The organism is Trinickia violacea, assembly GCF_005280735.1.
GTDB lineage: Bacteria > Pseudomonadota > Gammaproteobacteria > Burkholderiales > Burkholderiaceae > Trinickia_A > Trinickia_A violacea.
Genome location: NZ_CP040078.1, coordinates 3,201,564 through 3,217,324, shown reverse-complemented (window position 1 = coordinate 3,217,324; position 15,761 = coordinate 3,201,564). Strand labels below are relative to the sequence as shown.

The following is a 15,761-nucleotide window of genomic DNA, read 5'->3' as shown; positions in this document are numbered from 1 at the left end:
AACTGCAGTTGTGGAATGTCACTTCGAAGTTGCCGCCTTCCGCTCATGTCAAGCCAATCCGATAACGTCACCAATTTCCGGCGTCAGCAACCGACACGATGATGCTGACCGCGCACCTACTTTGATTACGTTTCGACAACGTATGAATATCAATTCAGTTGCTCCTCTCATCGAGCAGTGTACGACGACTGATGGATCACGGTTCAAACTTGATCGCGCAGTGGCTGCTTTTCGACAATTCGGAAAAAATCTTCACGCTGACGATATCGCGCATGTCACGCTACAACGACAAGCAATGCGATTGAGTGAGCAGTCGGTGTCAGCTATCGCGAAGCGAATGGACGTCGAGGGATACATGCATTACCAGCCGGCTCCGGACATTCGTCGCGCTCTGGACATTGCGAAAATGCGCGACGTTGTCGTAAGCCTTGCGCGTGCAAAAATCCCGACCGTATTCGCATTTGTGTATGACGAATTCTGGCTGACCTACTGGGAGTTTCACAACGTCATCAAGGCCGCACTCGGGCAACGAGAATTCTTCCTCTTGCCAGACTTTTGGGTATGGCACGTGGATGCGAAAGAGGGTGAAGCAGGTTGGGCAATTCATCGTGACGCCGGCGCAAGATCTCTTCTTTCAGATCGCGAGACTGGCGCTGTGTCAGCCTGGATTCCGCTTGTGGACGTGAACACGGTCACGGGCTGTGTGATGGTGGTTCCTAAAGAGCGCGATCCCGATTTTGGTACAGATCGGGTGTCGCAAATCACGTTTGACGTGCGGGATATTCGAGCATTGCCCGGCTGCGCCGGTGATCTGATGTTGTGGGATCAGGCACTCCTGCATTGGGGGAGTCGCGGTAGCGTCTTCTCGGAGACTCCGCGCATTAGCATGTCGATTGGGATTCAGGTAGCGAGCCTTTCTCCGTTGAATCTGCCGCTCCTGAAACCAGACGTCCTGCCTTCGGTTGGTCTGCGGCTCGAGATGGTCGCGAAGCAAATCTTGCAATACTCACGCCACGCGGCCGTTGCGCCGGAATGGTGCGATGTCGCCCGGGTGATCTTTGCGAGTGGACTCTCGGGCATTACCTACGAACTGCCACCTGACTGGCGCTTGTCGACCTGAACCAGGTGAGGCAACCGTGCTGTAATACGGGCGCCCTCAAGAAACGGATTTTTACGTACGGTAAGCCTCGGTCGTGGTCAATTTCACCGTAAATCAGACGGCACGCCGTTTCTTGTCGCGGGGTCCAAAGGCCTCGGTGTGCCGGGAGCGCTTGAGGTCATCTCCGCGCAGGTACATCGAGGTCGTTGAGATTGATGAGTGCCGCAGGTTGTCGCGCACACTCGTCAGCCCTGCGTCGCGTGCCGCATCCAGTGCGGCCTCGCGCGGCGCAGTTTCACCGCGAGGACTGGATGATCGCCCTCAATTACGGCAGCAGCTTTCAGAAAGAACCAGCGCGTTACGCGCCAGAGGTGCGCGTCCGTAATCCCTGCGCCGTCATCTTCGCCGAGGCTTGCAAGGATCGGTGTAGTCGCGTTCCAGCGCTGCCGTGAGACCGGCAGGCGTCGCTCAACCAGATATTGCAACCCTTCGGTCGCCAGTGGCGATAACGCCACCCCGCCGGGTTTGCCACCTTTACCGATGAGGTGAAGCCACGACTCGCCGCGCCCGCCGGGGCGGATGTCTCGCAGCACAGCGCCGACGAACTCGCTTGTGCGCAGGCCAGTCGCGTAGCCTAAGTCGAGCAGGAAGCGCAACCGCTGTGCGGCCGGCCCGGACCAGCCGTACGACCACTCGAGACCGTCCGCAATAGCCACTCACCTTCTGTGAAGCGGCGCGTTGTGTCGAGCTCGGGGTGCAGCCTCGCATTCGTACTCGTGCTGCTTACCCGGCGACGGCAATATCTCGGTGATGGGATTTTGTCTAACCGTAAGGATTTACCGTCGCTGCTCGTGGCAGCCACAAAAGGGACGTCGATATCGTCGTCGACCACGACATCTCAGGCTTATATGTTGCACGGCTGCTCGATCAGTGGGGTATGCGAGCGACGTCACCGCGAGGTTGATGTCGGTGATTTCCCAAGCAATCGCACGATTTCCGGCGCAAAAGCATGAAGAAACCCACTCCAGAAAGAGGAACGGTCGTTAGAAGACACTCCACCGTAGGCAGAGGGGCGGACGGTTGACGTTCTGCCCGAATCTAAGACTAACGCATCTTGCGCGCGACCAGTGCAAACCTTCGTCACACTGATCTTCACTTCCGCCAGGACTTATCTATAGCAATTCCACCGCATCAGATTGTCAAAGGATTTCCGTAACCAATGTCAGACCCATCGCCAACCCACCAAGCACGCCGATTGTACGTCCTAGAAGCATCGCGTCGATATCTTCCTCGAGCGTAAAAGCATCGCGCCGGTCGCGCAGGACCGTCTTGAGCAGGATCGGTCGAGGATACAAAACGCAAGAGGCTGCGAGAACCGGTGTTATGAGCCGTTCAAAAACGCTTGAGTGATCCGCGTTTGGCAAGCCGAAGTACATCAATGCGACCACGAACGCTGCGGTTAAGCAGCCTCCAAGCAAAACACCTGCGACGAATCTGTCCGTTGAACACGCGTTCATGGTTCCATTTCAAGCAGAAAATAAAGCGAGAATTGAGGTATTAATCCAGCAGCCACAGTTACGATGTGCAACTGTCATGTAGTTGGCTGTACGTTCGAGGAGCTAGCACCAGACGCGGTTAAACGAAACAGTGCACCGGTAGATGCTCCTTCCGCGCCACCGGTCGTTAAAACGACGATCCAGTTGTTCAATTTCATCCGAGCAGATCCTCCGTTGGGTGCGAGCCGACTGTTAAACAATCGGCAGCTCAACGAAGCGTGCCCAGATTCGCTTTCGCCAATACCGAACGTGCAGGAAGGATATCGGTCAATCGCACACTCCAAAGCAAACAATTGTGAAATCTGCACTAAGGGTCAGTTGAGTCGCCGGTCGGCAGTTATTTAAACCGTACCCCACTTTTAATCCGGCAAATGATCGCTTGGTCACGCGAGTGTCCTTTTCGCGTTTCGGAAAATTCACGACAGTTGACCTCTGAGGACCAGCCTTTTCAAGGTCTTCAAACGAAGGGGGCAGGGATCAGGATGTTTTTTCGCGGGCCTGCTTTAGCAGCCGAGTGGTGCTGTGATTGGATCGCGCGGTGTCAGCATCAACATAGGGAGCGGGTTGGCGCGTCTTCGGTCCGCGTTTGCGGGTGCGTACCTGAAACGGATCGACGCGGCTGGCAAGTTCGAGCAGCATGCCGGCCAGCACGTCCGGCGCCTTATCGTTCCAGTGCGACCAGTGCTGCGTCGGCAGTGCAATGAGCATACCCCCGTACTGGGCGCGAATGTCCAGTGCCAGGTAATACGTCGAAACATCGGGGGCCTCGGTGTTCGCTTCATCAGTTCGGGCATGGTCGATCTCGACCCTGCGGTTGAGCACGGCCAGCACGTTGTGCGCGAGGATCGCCACGGCAAAGCCCAGCAACGCGGCACGCGGATGCCCGAGCGAGCGGATTTCACTATGCAGGACTGACTCGAGCCGCTGGAACATGCCTTCTATACGCCAGCGCTTACGGTACAGACGGGCTATCTCATGTGCGCCAACGGTGGCAGGCAGGTTGCTCCGCAGCCTGATCACGGCGTTGCCCGCCTCGGTGGGACTGTCCAACGTCAGTGCGATGCGGCGCCAGACTAAGGCGGCCTTCAGATCAAGCCGTTGCTCGCGCACCTGACCGGTCTCGATACGTGCTCCGTCCACCCAAGCACCGTTGCCTTCAAGAGGCGAGCTGTTTCTGCCATGCTCGCGTACGATGAAGCAGGCCTGCGTCTGTTGTCAGCCCAGCAGGATCGTGCTGGTGCAGAAGTTCCGGTCCGCCAGCCAGCCACAGTTCTCCCAGTCCCGTGCACCCGATCAACGGAGCCATGGCCGAACGCCCCTGCACGTGTGCGTTCTTGATGGCCACTAGATCCGTCACGAGTCCCGGATCCGGTTCGTAGACCACCAGGGCGTGTCCCGGCAAGACTGCGCCACACTGCCCGCGCAAGGCCGTCAGCTGTTTCTCGCTGGCCGCAAGATGATTGCCATCGAGCACACGCATGCGCCAGCCGGGCAGGCTGGGCGTGCCCGGCCATGCGGCAAGCACCGGCTCAAGTTATTGTGCGCTACCCTGTACCAGCGCACGCAGGATCGCCGGCTCCGTGCGGTTGACCTGCTCGTACAGCGCGGCCAGCGACACCGGCAACTGTCTGGCCCGCGTCGCAGCCGCATACAGCGACGGGCTTAGCCCGAGCGACACCAACGTCATCAGTTTCACCACGGTCGAGAACAGCAACTCCCGCCGGTACTGCCTTTGCCGATGCTCGGCGAACACACCATCAACCCATTGAGGCATATTCGCCCTTTGCAGCACAGCGTGCTGCCCCATTACGCATATCGGCGCCTGCAGCTCGAAATGCTTCATCACCCCATCAATCACTGCCTGGTCCCTGGCGTTGAATAGCTCGCCAAGTTACCAGCTTTCTGTCCCCGACACCTTGAAAAGGGCTGCCTCTGAGGACCCGGTAGCGCGAGTCCTGACAATCAGTTGCTCACGTGCCTCGCCGCCGGAGTTTGCGACAGGTAGTCAGAGATTGATATTCGCGCTCGCAAGAGTACTGGCTGCCGTTGCGAGTCTCTCGCGTGCTCACGCACTTCGGACACCGTGCGATGACAGGGTCGTGGTGCATGCGTCGGGATGTGCCGAGGAGCCTTGAGAATTGTTGACTGTGTCTCGGCCGATTGGCGCATAAAGTCAGGGAGGGCGTTGGTGCGCGCGCAGTGTTGTGCGGTATCGGGCTAGTGCAGTTGTCAGGATGGTAGCTGACGCCAGCAACGCTGTCGAAGGATGATCTGCCATGCACCATGCTGATGGAGCCATGCCGAGTGAATGTGCCGCGGGTGGCCTGACGGCCAGGCTCAACGTGCTCCAGGGGAGAGGTAGACGCGAAGGCCCAATTGTGATCACGCAGCATTCGACGGTCGACCTACTTGCCAGTGGCTGGCGAGCGGTACGGCTTACGATTTCCAAATGGTGTTGCTCAACGTGAATCTTCTGATGCCTTCTACCGTAGCCGGTCAGTCGTTACACTTTGTCGGGCCCACCTACGGTATCTCTAAAGGACGCGCCGCTGTCATATGCGAATTGGCCTCGAAACCTCAGCACCAATGCTGCTGGCTATGTACAGCTACGATGCATTCGCGGGGTGGTTAATATACAAGGGAGAGGAGTTTTGGGCATCGAGGGTGATGCTGCGCCGCCAGTCAGAGCGAGAGTTCTGATACGGCGTATCGCACTCAGGTCTAGAATTACATGCTCGCAACACGAGTGTGTGCTGCGGCTGACGAACCAGTGAATTTCGAAACCGTCAGGATAATTCCAGTATGTTCGAGGAACCAGAAAAATTACCAAGCAGATTCGGAAGTATGAACATCAACACCGCTACTTCATTGGGGAACGCTAGCTATACTATTCCTGCGGATCCTGTCCTGGACGTTGTTGCTTCATCTGTAGAATCTATTCGTGACGAAGGGTTCGAAGTGTTGCTCAGGCATGCCCAGGAAGAAGCACATAACCTTCACGAAAGGATCGAGCGACTTGGAACGGAAATCAGTGCCACGCGCGTTGAAAAGAAGATTGCTGAAAAGAAAGTGGAACGCCTCACTTCGCTAGTTGACGAATTGCGCATGTTGCGGACAAATATCGTCGATAGTGAAAATGCGGTAGAGGTCAAGGAACCTGTGACGACGCTAGCCTCTGAAACGGGAAAGCCACGCCGTCCAATGCGTATTTGGACGCTTGCGGTCATCGCTCTGGTAATTGTTGCCGCTCTGGCGCTGGGTTATCTGGCATTCGATGGCCGAGAATTTGATTTCTTGTTCGAACGTCTGCGGGCGCTGCACAACTGATGGCGCCATTGACACTGTCCGGCGCTCGCCCTGATGCAGACACTTAGATGGAAGAGGTCAGGGCATGCCGCAACCGATGCTGAATTCAGAGGAGCGGCAGCCCAAGGGTGCTGCAAAGTGCTGCCGCCGCGGTAAGTGCTCGGAACGCCAATTCGTATTCCGGATTTATGGCTACGCCGCAGTAAATTGCTAATCTTCGGCTTTCGCGCGCTGCGCGTATTTTATTTTAGTGGTGCACGGATCCGGCCTTGTCCATCTCGCTTTCATGCTGCACCCTTCGTCGCGCGTAACGTATCGCATCTACGAGTTCGTCGAGAGAGGCAGATGGGGCAGGGTGTGGACCTGCTGCACTGAGGCCAATGGTATCGGTCGGCAGGCTGAGAATAGGCCGGCCCTGATCGTGTCGGGACCGGAATGCGCGGATGGCTAGATAGTCACGCGCCGCAGGTCCTCGTAGGGCCTGCCGGAATAGTGCATTTTCGACTGACGCGGCAACTGCTGGGCTATCGGGTCATTTCATCACCCGAGACCGGCGACAAAGTCACGCGCGCTGAGCCGTTCGCCGCTCAGGTCAACGCTGGCAACGTATTGATGTTGCGCGGCGATTGGGACCAGTCACTTATCGCCGAGCTGCGCACCTTTCCGTTCGGCACGCACGACGATGAAGTTGATGCGCTCTCGCGCGCATTCGCGTTGCTGATTGAGCGGCGGCCGATGCGGATTTCCGATGCAGCACTGGCAGCGGTGTGACGGTACACCCCGATTCCACGCCAGATGCGTCAGGCTTGCTTCGGGAAGGGACAAGAAAACGCACTGCAGGGCGATCCTGGTCGTGGCTCGTGGATGAATGCCCGCCACTGAAGCGTGTCACTGGTATGGAACGCCTTCGGATTCTCGGCGCGAAGACGGGAAATCAGCATGTCAAGCGCCCGAATCCGGGCGTCGAAGTCCTGTGACAGCTCGGCGACATCCCTTAATTCACGGCGTTGTTTGTGGGTCAGATACACGTGGGTCTCCCAGTACGTCTTTACTTTCGCGTACCCAATCAGGCCGCGTCATCGCAGGAACATCGCACCGGCATATGTGATAACGGTGCACGTGCCCAGCGGTTCGGATAGTAAACAGCCAGCGACCCGTTGGGCCTAATTTGATAAAAATTCAAAATCGTCATGCCAGGGCTACGATTTTGGCGATGGCGCGAGGCGCCTCCTGCGGATGGGCGGTCCGCTTTACCGGATGCAAAACCGGAAACGGCATCCAAGCAGACCGACATCCGCCATATCCGAGAAGGGGCGCTAGGCGTCATCGGCGCCCCGCTGCCGCGCCTACACGCGTTCGCATTGCCGCAGGCGGGGCCGGGCGTGATTGCGCAGGACGCGAAACTCGCCTGCGATGCGGCGCGATGCGCCGATCCGCTGGGCACTGCAAAGCGCATTCGCACAAGGCCTGGGCTTGCTTGGCTACCCGTATCTCGCTGAACTCACGCAGCGTCCCGAGTACCGGCGGCCCGCTGAGATTCTGGCCCAGGAGATGACCCGCAAGTGGATCAGGCATGCAAGGCGTGGGTGACGAGGACAAGAGCGACAAGCTCGCGGCCACCGAGGCCGAAATGCAACGGTTAGGGGTGCAGGCGGCCTTTCGCAAGGCCGCCGAACAGGTCGGCTTTTTCGGGCGCTCACAGATTTTTGTGGAGGTCGGCGCCAGTGACGATCCGGTCGAGCTCCTCACGCCACTCGTCGAATCGCCAGTCAAGATTGGCCAGAACGCCCTGCGCGGCCTGCGCGTCATCGAGCCGTTGTGGACCTATCCCGGGACGTATAACTCGACCAATCGCCTCGCCGCCGACTTCTATCGACCACAGAGCTGGATCGTGATGAACCGCGAAGTGCATGCGAGCCGGCTAATGGCGTTCGTGTCGCGGCCACTGCCCGATCCGCTCAAACCCGCGTAAGCGTTCGGAGGCTTAAGCCTCTCGCAAAGCGCCAAACCGTACGTCGATAATTGGCGCGGGACGCGCCAAAGCTTGTCGGACCTGCTGCACTCGTTCTCGAAGATGGTGCTCAAGACCGATCTGGCCACCGTCCTCGGCGCCGGGAGACGCCGAGCAGATGTCGCGGCGCGCAGTGCTGTTCAACCAGGCGCGCGATAACCGCAACCTGATGATGATCGACCGCGACAGCGAGGGCTTCGCGAACGTCTCGGCGCCACTTGGCAGTCTCGATTGCTTGCAGGCGCAGTCGCAGGAACACATGGCGGCCGTGACCGGCATTCCGCTCATCGTGCTGCTCGGCATCACGCCGTCGGGGCTGAACGCAACCAGCGAGGGGGAATTGCGCACCTTCTATGCGTGGATCGAGGCGCAGCAGGAAGCGTTGTTCACGACGCAGCTCACGCGCCTGCTCCACGTGTTCGGCTCTCGCTATTCGGCACCATCGAGTTGGACATCGATTTCAGCTACGTCCCGCTGTGGACGCTCTCCGAGGAGCAATTGGCGAATATGCGCAAGGTCGAGGCCGTTATCGATATCGGTATGATCAACGCGGGCGTCATCGAACAGAGAGAAGCGCGCGTACGGCTTCATGCGTTACTGGTGTCCATCGACACCCGATTTTCTCGCTACCAACCAGCGGGACCTGAGCATGGCCACTACAGTAAAGACGACCCGCAAGACCACCACTAAGCCCGCCCGTAAAACCAGCGGGAAGGTCACCGCTACACGCCAGAGGACAACGGCATCGATGCCTACAAGGCAATCCACAGCGAAGCTAACACGGGCCCGCCAGCAGGCTGTACGCGCGCCAGAAGCGGTGGCAGTGCCCGATGGCACTCGTGCGCCACGCGAGGATTCGAAGCAGGCACAGGTTCTGCGTTTGCTCGCTACCGACACGGGCGCCACGCTCGCCGACTTGATGGCCGCCACCGGCTGGCAGGCGCACTCGGTTCGCGTATTTATCAGCGCCACGGTGCGCAAAAAGCTTGGCCTGAACGTGGAGAGCGAGCGTGTCGACGGTGAGCGAACCTACCGCATCGCAGCCTGATTCGCCCGAACATCGAAGCCCGCGCCGTCCGCCTCGCGCACGGCGCGCTGACCACTCCAGTTCTGCCAACGGTTCACGATCACGTCGCAGTAGCGGGCATCGATTTCCATCAACCGCGCCACGCGGCCAGTTCGCGCGCAGGCAATGAGCGTCGAGCCCGAACCGCCGAACGGGTCGAGCACCACGTCGCCCGCGCGGCTGCCGGTCATAACCAGATATTCGATGAGCGCCACCGGCTTCATGGTTGGGTGCACGCCACTGCGCGCCGGCCGCTCGAACGTCCACACGGTGGACTGCTTGCGGTCATCGCACCAGCGGTGCGGCGCACCGTAGCGCAAGCTGGTTGTCGACCAAGATGTACGCGCGCCGCTGTGCGTCGGTCAGACCTGCTATCACCACGCGCGGAACGTGCGTCATGTCCAGGTCTTTCGCCGCGAGGAGCCGCCCGTGTCCGGCCAGGGCGCGGTTCGCCTCGTCGATGAGCACCGGATTGGTGAAGCCCCATTCGCGGATGCTCGCAGCGATCCGTGCGACCTGAGCGGGCGAATGCGTGCGCGCGTTGCGTTCGTGCGGCACAAGGTCCGTGACCGCGCGTTGCACAATTTGCATGATCAGGCCGCTTGCGCATCATCCGCGCTGACTACGATGCTCGCGTCGCGCAGAAGCGTATCGATGCGCTCGGACGCGTGATTGAGGGCGCCGCCTTTCGTGCGGGTGCCGATCATCGCGTGTGACAGGATGGCCGTGTGGTTCGCGACGGTGATGCGGTGCACGCCGCAGCGCGCGGCCAGTTCGACGGCGGTTTCATGCGTATGGGTGAGCAGGTTTGCGACGAGCGCTTGCCGCAGCCGCAGGTTCGGGCTATGGGCGATGAAAAGCGGAGCGGTGTGCGCGACGACGAGCGCGAGTGCGTGGGCCCACTCGGGATTGGGATAGTGCCCGGCGCAGCGGCGGCGACGGCGACAGCACACGACCTCACGCGGCGCGTAGCTGACGGTGAGCAGGGCCTGCTGTAGGGGCGGCAGTTGTTCGAGCTGGCGGCGGATACGGGTGGCCTGGACGCAGGCCGCCTCGCCAAGCAGCACGGTCTCGCCGATGGCCTGCTGGTGCAGGGTGGCGAGCGACGATGCGGCGCTGCGCTCGACCGTCAGGCGCAGCGTGTCGCGCAGCGCCTGTGCCGTGTCGGTGTAGGGGGATTTCATGGCGAACGAAAAGCGTCCCCGTATACGGTCGGAACCCGCACGAGGCGGGTTCCGGGCACACCAGTACAGCTTCCAATTAATAGGCGATAGTAGACCGGAAATGTTAATTGTCAAACAGAACGTAAAAAATGTCGGCGGGGCAGGGTAGCGGAGGTATTGCTGCGCATGCGCGCTAAACGGGGCCTTGCACGTACCAGGCGCGTACTTTCGCGTGTCCTGTGCGCGCCGATCGAGCATTTATGGGCCTCGCAAAGGCAGGAATGCCGTGCGAATCAACACAATCTGTCGGCCTGGTTGAGGGGCATTTAGCGGCGGCACCTGCTCACGAAGTGGAAATAAGACACATTGTCACGCGCTATCCTTGTGCACAACTTTCTTGCATCGCCCCGCACGCCCGCTACACACGCAACACCGCCAGATCCTCAGTTTGCCTAAACGTTACGCATCGTATCACGCCCTCAACCTTACGAAGTTTTCCACAACGTTTTCCACTGTCGACCTCACGTCACAGACCACTTGCATGGCGCATTTTTCTGGCGGCTCCGCGAGCGCGGCGTCCACGCCCAATCGGCGTGTCAATTATTGACAGTTGTTTTGCGGGCAGGGCGATAGACTTTATCGTCGCGCGAGTTTGCGACCTCGACGTCGGGTTGTAGCCGGCCGCAGGGCACCTGACGCGCCAGCAAAATGTTCCCGCGCCGTCCCATCGCGGGATGGATCGATTCTTCTCGCCTGCAGCTCATGCAAACGAACAACAGAATCGGCAAGTTTAGTGTTCTGAAAGGTGGTGTCGCAGCGCTCCTGATCTGGCTGGTGGCAGCAGAGGTATTGGAGATATGGTGTTTCCATGGGGCGTGTCTCGATGAGCAGGATTTCGTCGAGATCGTCACTTGGTTGGTGACCGCCGTCTGTTTCCTTATCGGCCTCGTCGCTGGAAAGGTCGCCTGACGTGTCAATTCAGCTGCCCGTTGTACACCATGCGCGAACCGATCGCGCAGCCAAAACAAAACTCAAGATGGCTAAAGTGTTCGTAGTCTGCGGGAGAGCTCCGCTACGCAAGGAAGGATCGGTGTCGAAATTGTTCAATTTGCTTTTTGTGGAATCATCCTTATGAAAATGAAGCTTCCGTTCGTTCCCTCGCTCATCGCTTGCCTTGGACTCGCCGCTGCCGGTGCGGCCCATGCGGGTGTGACAATCAACTTCGGTGAGGACTCGGCGGTTAACTCCCCGGCAGCACCGGCTGTCGAAACGCCAGGTTGGCATGGCGACCGTTATTACGATGGCCATCGCATGTGGGAACGGAAAGATTGGGAGGCGCATCAACGGCAGGTCGCGCACGAGCATGGGGATAAACACCCGATGCACGAGGCGAAGCAACACGGGCACGACGACGATCACCACGATTGACCGGCCCGATGCGTGTGGTGGCGGCACGCGGCCGGATTCAGTCTGGCCGGTGCCTGCCAAGCCCGGTGTCAGTTAATTCCGTTGTTGACAACTTTCGAGCGGTCCGTCCGGTTAGTTCCGGAGAGAAGTCTGAAAGAGTGGTCGTTTATCGCTAAACATGCTTTGAGACTCGACTGTAGAGCGTGTGGTACATCGCTTGTCACACGGGGCATAGGGTAGCACCGGGAGCCTCTCCATTAACTTGAAATTCCGCGCGACGGCCTTTGACTGGCGTCCTTATAGAAAGAAATCAGCGTGTTCGAAAGGCATTCGCCGCAATGCGTGAGCCATTCGGACGGCTTCCTCATACAGATTGTAGTCCGCGATAAGGTTGAATATTTTGGGGATGAGCGAATGGCTTGCGTCACGGTTGAGCTCGGGGGGCTGGCCAGCGTGTACGAGGATACGCTAACGGATTGGGTCGTGGCAGGGGGCAGTGTCATCAAGATGGCCGCAGACGAACGCGTGAAAGTCCTAGCGGATATTGACAGTGCCTTGGCTTTCATGGGTGTGTGGGCGGTGCGGAGCGAATTAAGTCCATGGGCTGGTGGTCGTAAGTGATGACGGGTCGGGCGCCTAACAGTGACGTTCCTTCTCAATCCAAGGTTGGCACCGACGGTGGGGGCGTATCGATGACGCGCGCAAGAACGGAAGAATTGAGGCTTGTCTTTGCTCTTCGGGACGCTGTTAATTGGAAGGATATCGAGTTAATTCGAGGCGCCGTGAGCTTGCAGCCCAGAGGCGCTGCAATTGACTGCTTGGAAGCGTTACAGCTGATCATTAACGTGATGAGGCGGCTTGAAATTGATACGACTTTTCTCGAGCTGGGTGCAACCGTCTCGGCCGAGGCGATCTTAAGGAAGGTAGCGTTACGAGGAACTTGGGCGCATCTCGAAACCACCGACCTTTCATTTCAGTATGAGGTGGTTAGTCCGCGCGAGCACGCCTTCATCGTTGTCAGGGAAATTCAAGGCGGTGCAGCGGGAAAATGGGAACAGTGGGTGAAGTCCTTCCTGCCTTTGCACGGATTTGTTCAAGCGTGGGTGTCGGATGTCCAGTATGGCCATTGGCAGAACGTACGAGACCCGCTCGAGTATGAAATCGCTGGCCGGTCTTGCTCACATTTGGCCATGGAGTCGAACGAATTGCCGCCGCCCTACGAGCGGACGGTGATTGATATTTCCGAGAACCCGGGGCACTGGGAATCGCGGCGTGGCTACGTGGAAGCGATAGGAGCAACGATGTGGCTAAGCGATTTGTTTTGGGCTCGCGTCGGGCCCAATAGCAGGGCGCGTGTGCATTCGGCTGAATGGTTGCGCGTGAGTGGGCTAGTGAGCGGTGTTACCGAAATTCAGGTGTCTGATGACTGCTTCGCCGGGGAAGACACGGCGAGCCTGCAATGGAAACTGAGAGCGCTCATTTATGGATGAATTCAATCAGACAAAGCCTGAAACGCTGCCATCGGTCGTGCATCACAAAACGCTACTTTCGATGGAGACGTGAGAAATATTTTCAATCATAGATTGGTTCACCTTTTTCTTGTAACCGCTGGAATTTCGCTATTTGTGTTCGGGGTGTATTGCTTGCATCAGGCATTTGATGTTTTTGACGGCAACGCGTCTTTCTTGGATGTTTGGTTGGGCAAGGCGATTACCGCATTCGTCTTTGGTGTGGCATGCCTTCACGTCGAAATTGAGAGCGTCAGGGACGCTTGATGCGCGAGTCGTCGGGAGTGAGAGCCGTGCGAGTTTGTGGGACTAGTCCGAAAGAGGCTTTGAAATGAGTTGGTTTGCATATCTAACCGCGTGGTAGAAATGCTTCTCCTGGCTCGACTGATGGTTTTCTTTTCGGTAGCGCTGTTTCTGACGGCCTGCAGTGTATTCGGCTGTGGTGCGACGGCCACAAACGGCGCTGGGTTCGGCAGTTGCCATGTGGATACGAATTTTTGACTATTTCCCAATTTCCATGAAATTTGGTTGGCGTTACCCGTTGGGTTTGGGCTTGGTTCCTAGACTATTCGTGCCGGCCGTACTGCCGGTATTTGCCGCCGGAGCGAACGCAGCGGCCATCGTTGCGGACGGCGGCACCGCGACATCGGTTTCAACCGCTGCCAATGGACACCAGATAGTCAACATCGCGCCGACTGTCGGCGCTGTTTCGCACAACACCTATTCGTCGTTCAACGTTTCGGCGGCTGTCGCGGATTTGAACAACGTGGGCATCAACGCAGGGACGATTGTCAACGAGGTGACGAGCACGAACTCGTCGCTGATTCAGGGCGCTATCAACGTGCTTGGTCCGCGTGCGAACGTCATTCTGGCCAATCCGAACGGAATCACGGTCGATGGCGGCAGCTTTCAGAACGCGGGCCACGTCGTGCTCTCGACTGGGCAGGTGAGTTTCGACGACCTGACGCTCGCGCCGGACGTCACCCAGCGCAACGTCATCCTGACCACAAACCACGGTGGCATCACCATCGGCCTGGGCGGCCTGTCGAGCACGCTGGTCAATCTCGACCTCATCGCGAAGCAGTTGGCGGTGAATGATCCGGTGACGAACAGTTACACAAGTTCCTCCAGCGGTATTCGCGCCATCATCGGTAGCAGCACGGCGACCTACGACACCAGCTATTCCGCTTCGGACAACACCCACGACTGGCTCAGCAGCCAAATGTCGCCCGGCGCATCGAATCCTGGCATCGCGGTGGACATCACCCCGACGGGAGGACTTACGGCCCGTCGCGTGCAACTGATTGTGACGGACCAGGGCGCCGATGTGCGCGGCCTCGGTCCCCTATACGCGAACGCGGGCGACGTGGTGGTGTCGACGAACGGGAAGGTGAGTGCGGCGGACAGTGCCATCACCGCCGCGCACGATATTTCCATCTCGACACCGGGCGCCGTCTCGCTGCAGGGCACGCACTTGGCGGCGGCCAATGACGTGAGCGTCCGCGTGAGCGGCATCACCTTGACCGACGATACGACCGGCCCCTCGACGCTGACTGCGCAGGACGGGTCAGTGAATTTGACCAACAGCGGCACCATCTCCAATACGGGAAGCGTCATCCAGGTAGGGGAGGTCGCCTCGAACGGCTCCGCGACGGGTGGAACGGTGACGCTCACGGCAGGCGGCAACATCACGAACGATTCAAGCGCGGCCAACCTCGGTATTCTCTTCGCCGCCAACGGCGCGATGTCGCTCACTGCCCAAGGCAGTATCACCAACGACAACGCTCGCATTCTCGCAGGCCCCAGCGAGCGTGAACGGATCCTCGTCGGTGTAGCGACAGGCGAAGGCATTCGCGGGCGCGCCCTTCACCCAAGCGAGCCTCTGCCCGCGTGTCCAGCCCTGCACCAACCTTTTCATGTGAGCGCGGCTGAAGCCGCGAAAGCGTCGCGAATAGCGCAGGACAAGCGCACGATGAGGCCGTTTGATCTGGTTATAAGGGAAGCGGCGCGGCACCGCGGCGACCCACTCATGACGATCACCGGGGCTTGCAGCGGGAGCAAAGTCGAGCGCGCGCGTGCCGTCGAGGATGGCGCGCACCTAGTCAAGGGAGCGGATTTGCGATTTGTTAAAGTGGACGATCAACCGGTGAGGATCATCCATCCGCGTTGCCCCGGTGACGGTCAAATCGTGCGTGTCGCACCGGTAACAGGATCATTTGCCGTTGGAAACGCGCCAGAATCTGCCCGCAAGCGCATTCATAGCATCCGTTTGGGCTCGGTGCGGTTTGACAGCGCTACGCAACTGCCGTTCACAATTGTTAATAGTTCGTCGCGCGGCTCTATACCATACTGCATTCAATGTAAGCATGCCAAGCTATTAGGATCGAAAATGGAACAGTTCTTTCGCTTTGAAGTAGTAGCACCGAAGGTTGTGGAGATGAAAAGACGAAATCGCTCTACCACGCCCACCGCCTTTGGGCTGTAGTCAACAGCTACGCAGTCCGAAGGTACTGCCGTCTCGGTCCCAGCTTGGTTGCTCGATCGTACGCGTCGTGGCGTGTAGCCGACGAACATGGATCGAAGCCGGACGTGCTGCCGCGGATGCGCCCCGAGAGGTTTAGGTAAAGACCCTTTTAGACGGGTGC

At 58.8% G+C, this 15,761-nt stretch carries 14 protein-coding genes and 2 pseudogenes; 10 read left to right on the top strand and 6 right to left on the bottom strand.

The window, feature by feature from the left end:
- Window positions 1-142 precede the first annotated feature (142 nt).
- Window positions 143-1,120, top strand: a complete 978-nt coding sequence (locus tag FAZ95_RS36515; protein ID WP_175425861.1) for a phytanoyl-CoA dioxygenase family protein — start codon at window positions 143-145, stop codon at window positions 1,118-1,120.
- A gap of 93 nt (window positions 1,121-1,213) precedes the next feature.
- Here the strand turns inward: FAZ95_RS36515 and FAZ95_RS36510 are convergent.
- The 3 genes and pseudogenes from FAZ95_RS36510 to FAZ95_RS36500 form a co-directional block, all read right to left on the bottom strand.
- Window positions 1,214-1,859: pseudogene (locus FAZ95_RS36510) on the bottom strand (tyrosine-type recombinase/integrase); the annotation flags it as partial.
- 439 nt (window positions 1,860-2,298) lie between these two features.
- Complete coding sequence (locus FAZ95_RS36505) at window positions 2,299-2,616, bottom strand: hypothetical protein (protein ID WP_137337192.1); 318 nt, start codon at window positions 2,614-2,616, stop codon at window positions 2,299-2,301.
- 516 nt (window positions 2,617-3,132) lie between these two features.
- Window positions 3,133-4,462: pseudogene (locus FAZ95_RS36500) on the bottom strand (transposase).
- A gap of 1,037 nt (window positions 4,463-5,499) precedes the next feature.
- Between FAZ95_RS36500 and FAZ95_RS36495 the strand changes: the two are divergent.
- From FAZ95_RS36495 to FAZ95_RS39670, 5 genes are all read left to right on the top strand, one after another.
- Window positions 5,500-5,982 carry a hypothetical protein gene (locus FAZ95_RS36495; protein ID WP_137337191.1) on the top strand — a complete coding sequence of 161 codons (483 nt, stop codon included), beginning with the start codon at window positions 5,500-5,502 and terminating at the stop codon, window positions 5,980-5,982.
- Between the two features lie 414 nt (window positions 5,983-6,396).
- Window positions 6,397-6,732 (top strand): phage terminase large subunit, encoded by a 336-nt coding sequence (gene terL / locus FAZ95_RS36490; RefSeq protein ID WP_137337190.1) that lies wholly within the window; start codon window positions 6,397-6,399, stop codon window positions 6,730-6,732.
- Window positions 6,733-7,543: 811 nt separating this feature from the next.
- Entirely contained in the window at window positions 7,544-7,933 is a 390-nt protein-coding gene (locus FAZ95_RS36485) for an anti-CBASS protein Acb1 family protein (protein ID WP_175425859.1), read from the top strand.
- A 157-nt stretch (window positions 7,934-8,090) separates the two neighbouring features.
- A complete protein-coding gene (locus FAZ95_RS36480; protein WP_137337188.1) occupies window positions 8,091-8,516 on the top strand; it encodes an anti-CBASS protein Acb1 family protein in 426 nt (141 codons plus the stop codon).
- Window positions 8,517-8,795: 279 nt separating this feature from the next.
- Window positions 8,796-9,020 (top strand): DUF3489 domain-containing protein, encoded by a 225-nt coding sequence (locus FAZ95_RS39670; RefSeq protein ID WP_175425858.1) that lies wholly within the window; start codon window positions 8,796-8,798, stop codon window positions 9,018-9,020.
- Here FAZ95_RS39670 and FAZ95_RS40785 read toward each other — a convergent pair.
- The 3 genes from FAZ95_RS40785 to FAZ95_RS36465 are packed head-to-tail and all read right to left on the bottom strand — an operon-like array spanning window position 9,002 to window position 10,222.
- Entirely contained in the window at window positions 9,002-9,358 is a 357-nt protein-coding gene (locus tag FAZ95_RS40785; protein WP_367873020.1) for a DNA-methyltransferase, read from the bottom strand. The two genes, FAZ95_RS39670 and FAZ95_RS40785, sit on opposite strands and share 19 nt — an antisense overlap.
- Window positions 9,324-9,629, bottom strand: a complete 306-nt coding sequence (locus FAZ95_RS40780) for a ParB/Srx family N-terminal domain-containing protein (protein WP_367873018.1) — start codon at window positions 9,627-9,629, stop codon at window positions 9,324-9,326. The genes FAZ95_RS40785 and FAZ95_RS40780 overlap by 35 nt, the downstream gene beginning before the upstream one ends.
- Window positions 9,630-9,631: 2 nt before the next feature.
- Entirely contained in the window at window positions 9,632-10,222 is a 591-nt protein-coding gene (locus tag FAZ95_RS36465; RefSeq protein WP_137337186.1) for a hypothetical protein, read from the bottom strand.
- A gap of 687 nt (window positions 10,223-10,909) precedes the next feature.
- Between FAZ95_RS36465 and FAZ95_RS36460 the strand changes: the two genes are divergently transcribed.
- The 4 genes from FAZ95_RS36460 (at window position 10,910) to FAZ95_RS36445 (ending at window position 15,601) form a co-directional block, all read left to right on the top strand.
- Entirely contained in the window at window positions 10,910-11,170 is a 261-nt protein-coding gene (locus FAZ95_RS36460; RefSeq protein ID WP_137337185.1) for a hypothetical protein, read from the top strand.
- A gap of 162 nt (window positions 11,171-11,332) precedes the next feature.
- On the top strand, window positions 11,333-11,629 hold the full coding sequence (locus tag FAZ95_RS36455; protein ID WP_175425856.1) for a hypothetical protein: 297 nt from the start codon (window positions 11,333-11,335) through the stop codon (window positions 11,627-11,629).
- Between the two features lie 671 nt (window positions 11,630-12,300).
- Entirely contained in the window at window positions 12,301-13,098 is a 798-nt protein-coding gene (locus FAZ95_RS36450; protein ID WP_137337184.1) for a hypothetical protein, read from the top strand.
- A 499-nt stretch (window positions 13,099-13,597) separates the two neighbouring features.
- Complete coding sequence (locus tag FAZ95_RS36445; protein ID WP_254700164.1) at window positions 13,598-15,601, top strand: filamentous hemagglutinin N-terminal domain-containing protein; 2,004 nt, start codon at window positions 13,598-13,600, stop codon at window positions 15,599-15,601.
- Window positions 15,602-15,761 lie beyond the last annotated feature (160 nt).

Bases quoted from the DNA above. Each gene is read 5' to 3' on its own strand.
- FAZ95_RS36515 (WP_175425861.1), top strand. From the start codon at position 143: ATGAATATCAATTCAGTTGCTCCTCTCATCGAGCAGTGTACGACGACT.
- FAZ95_RS36505 (WP_137337192.1), bottom strand. From the start codon at position 2,616: ATGAACGCGTGTTCAACGGACAGATTCGTCGCAGGTGTTTTGCTTGGA.
- FAZ95_RS36495 (WP_137337191.1), top strand. From the start codon at position 5,500: ATGAACATCAACACCGCTACTTCATTGGGGAACGCTAGCTATACTATT.
- terL (WP_137337190.1), top strand. From the start codon at position 6,397: ATGCGCGGATGGCTAGATAGTCACGCGCCGCAGGTCCTCGTAGGGCCT.
- FAZ95_RS36480 (WP_137337188.1), top strand. From the start codon at position 8,091: ATGTCGCGGCGCGCAGTGCTGTTCAACCAGGCGCGCGATAACCGCAAC.
- FAZ95_RS40780 (WP_367873018.1), bottom strand. From the start codon at position 9,629: ATGCAAATTGTGCAACGCGCGGTCACGGACCTTGTGCCGCACGAACGC.
- FAZ95_RS36465 (WP_137337186.1), bottom strand. From the start codon at position 10,222: ATGAAATCCCCCTACACCGACACGGCACAGGCGCTGCGCGACACGCTG.
- FAZ95_RS36460 (WP_137337185.1), top strand. From the start codon at position 10,910: ATGTTCCCGCGCCGTCCCATCGCGGGATGGATCGATTCTTCTCGCCTG.
- FAZ95_RS36455 (WP_175425856.1), top strand. From the start codon at position 11,333: ATGAAAATGAAGCTTCCGTTCGTTCCCTCGCTCATCGCTTGCCTTGGA.
- FAZ95_RS36450 (WP_137337184.1), top strand. From the start codon at position 12,301: ATGACGCGCGCAAGAACGGAAGAATTGAGGCTTGTCTTTGCTCTTCGG.
- FAZ95_RS36445 (WP_254700164.1), top strand. From the start codon at position 13,598: ATGTGGATACGAATTTTTGACTATTTCCCAATTTCCATGAAATTTGGT.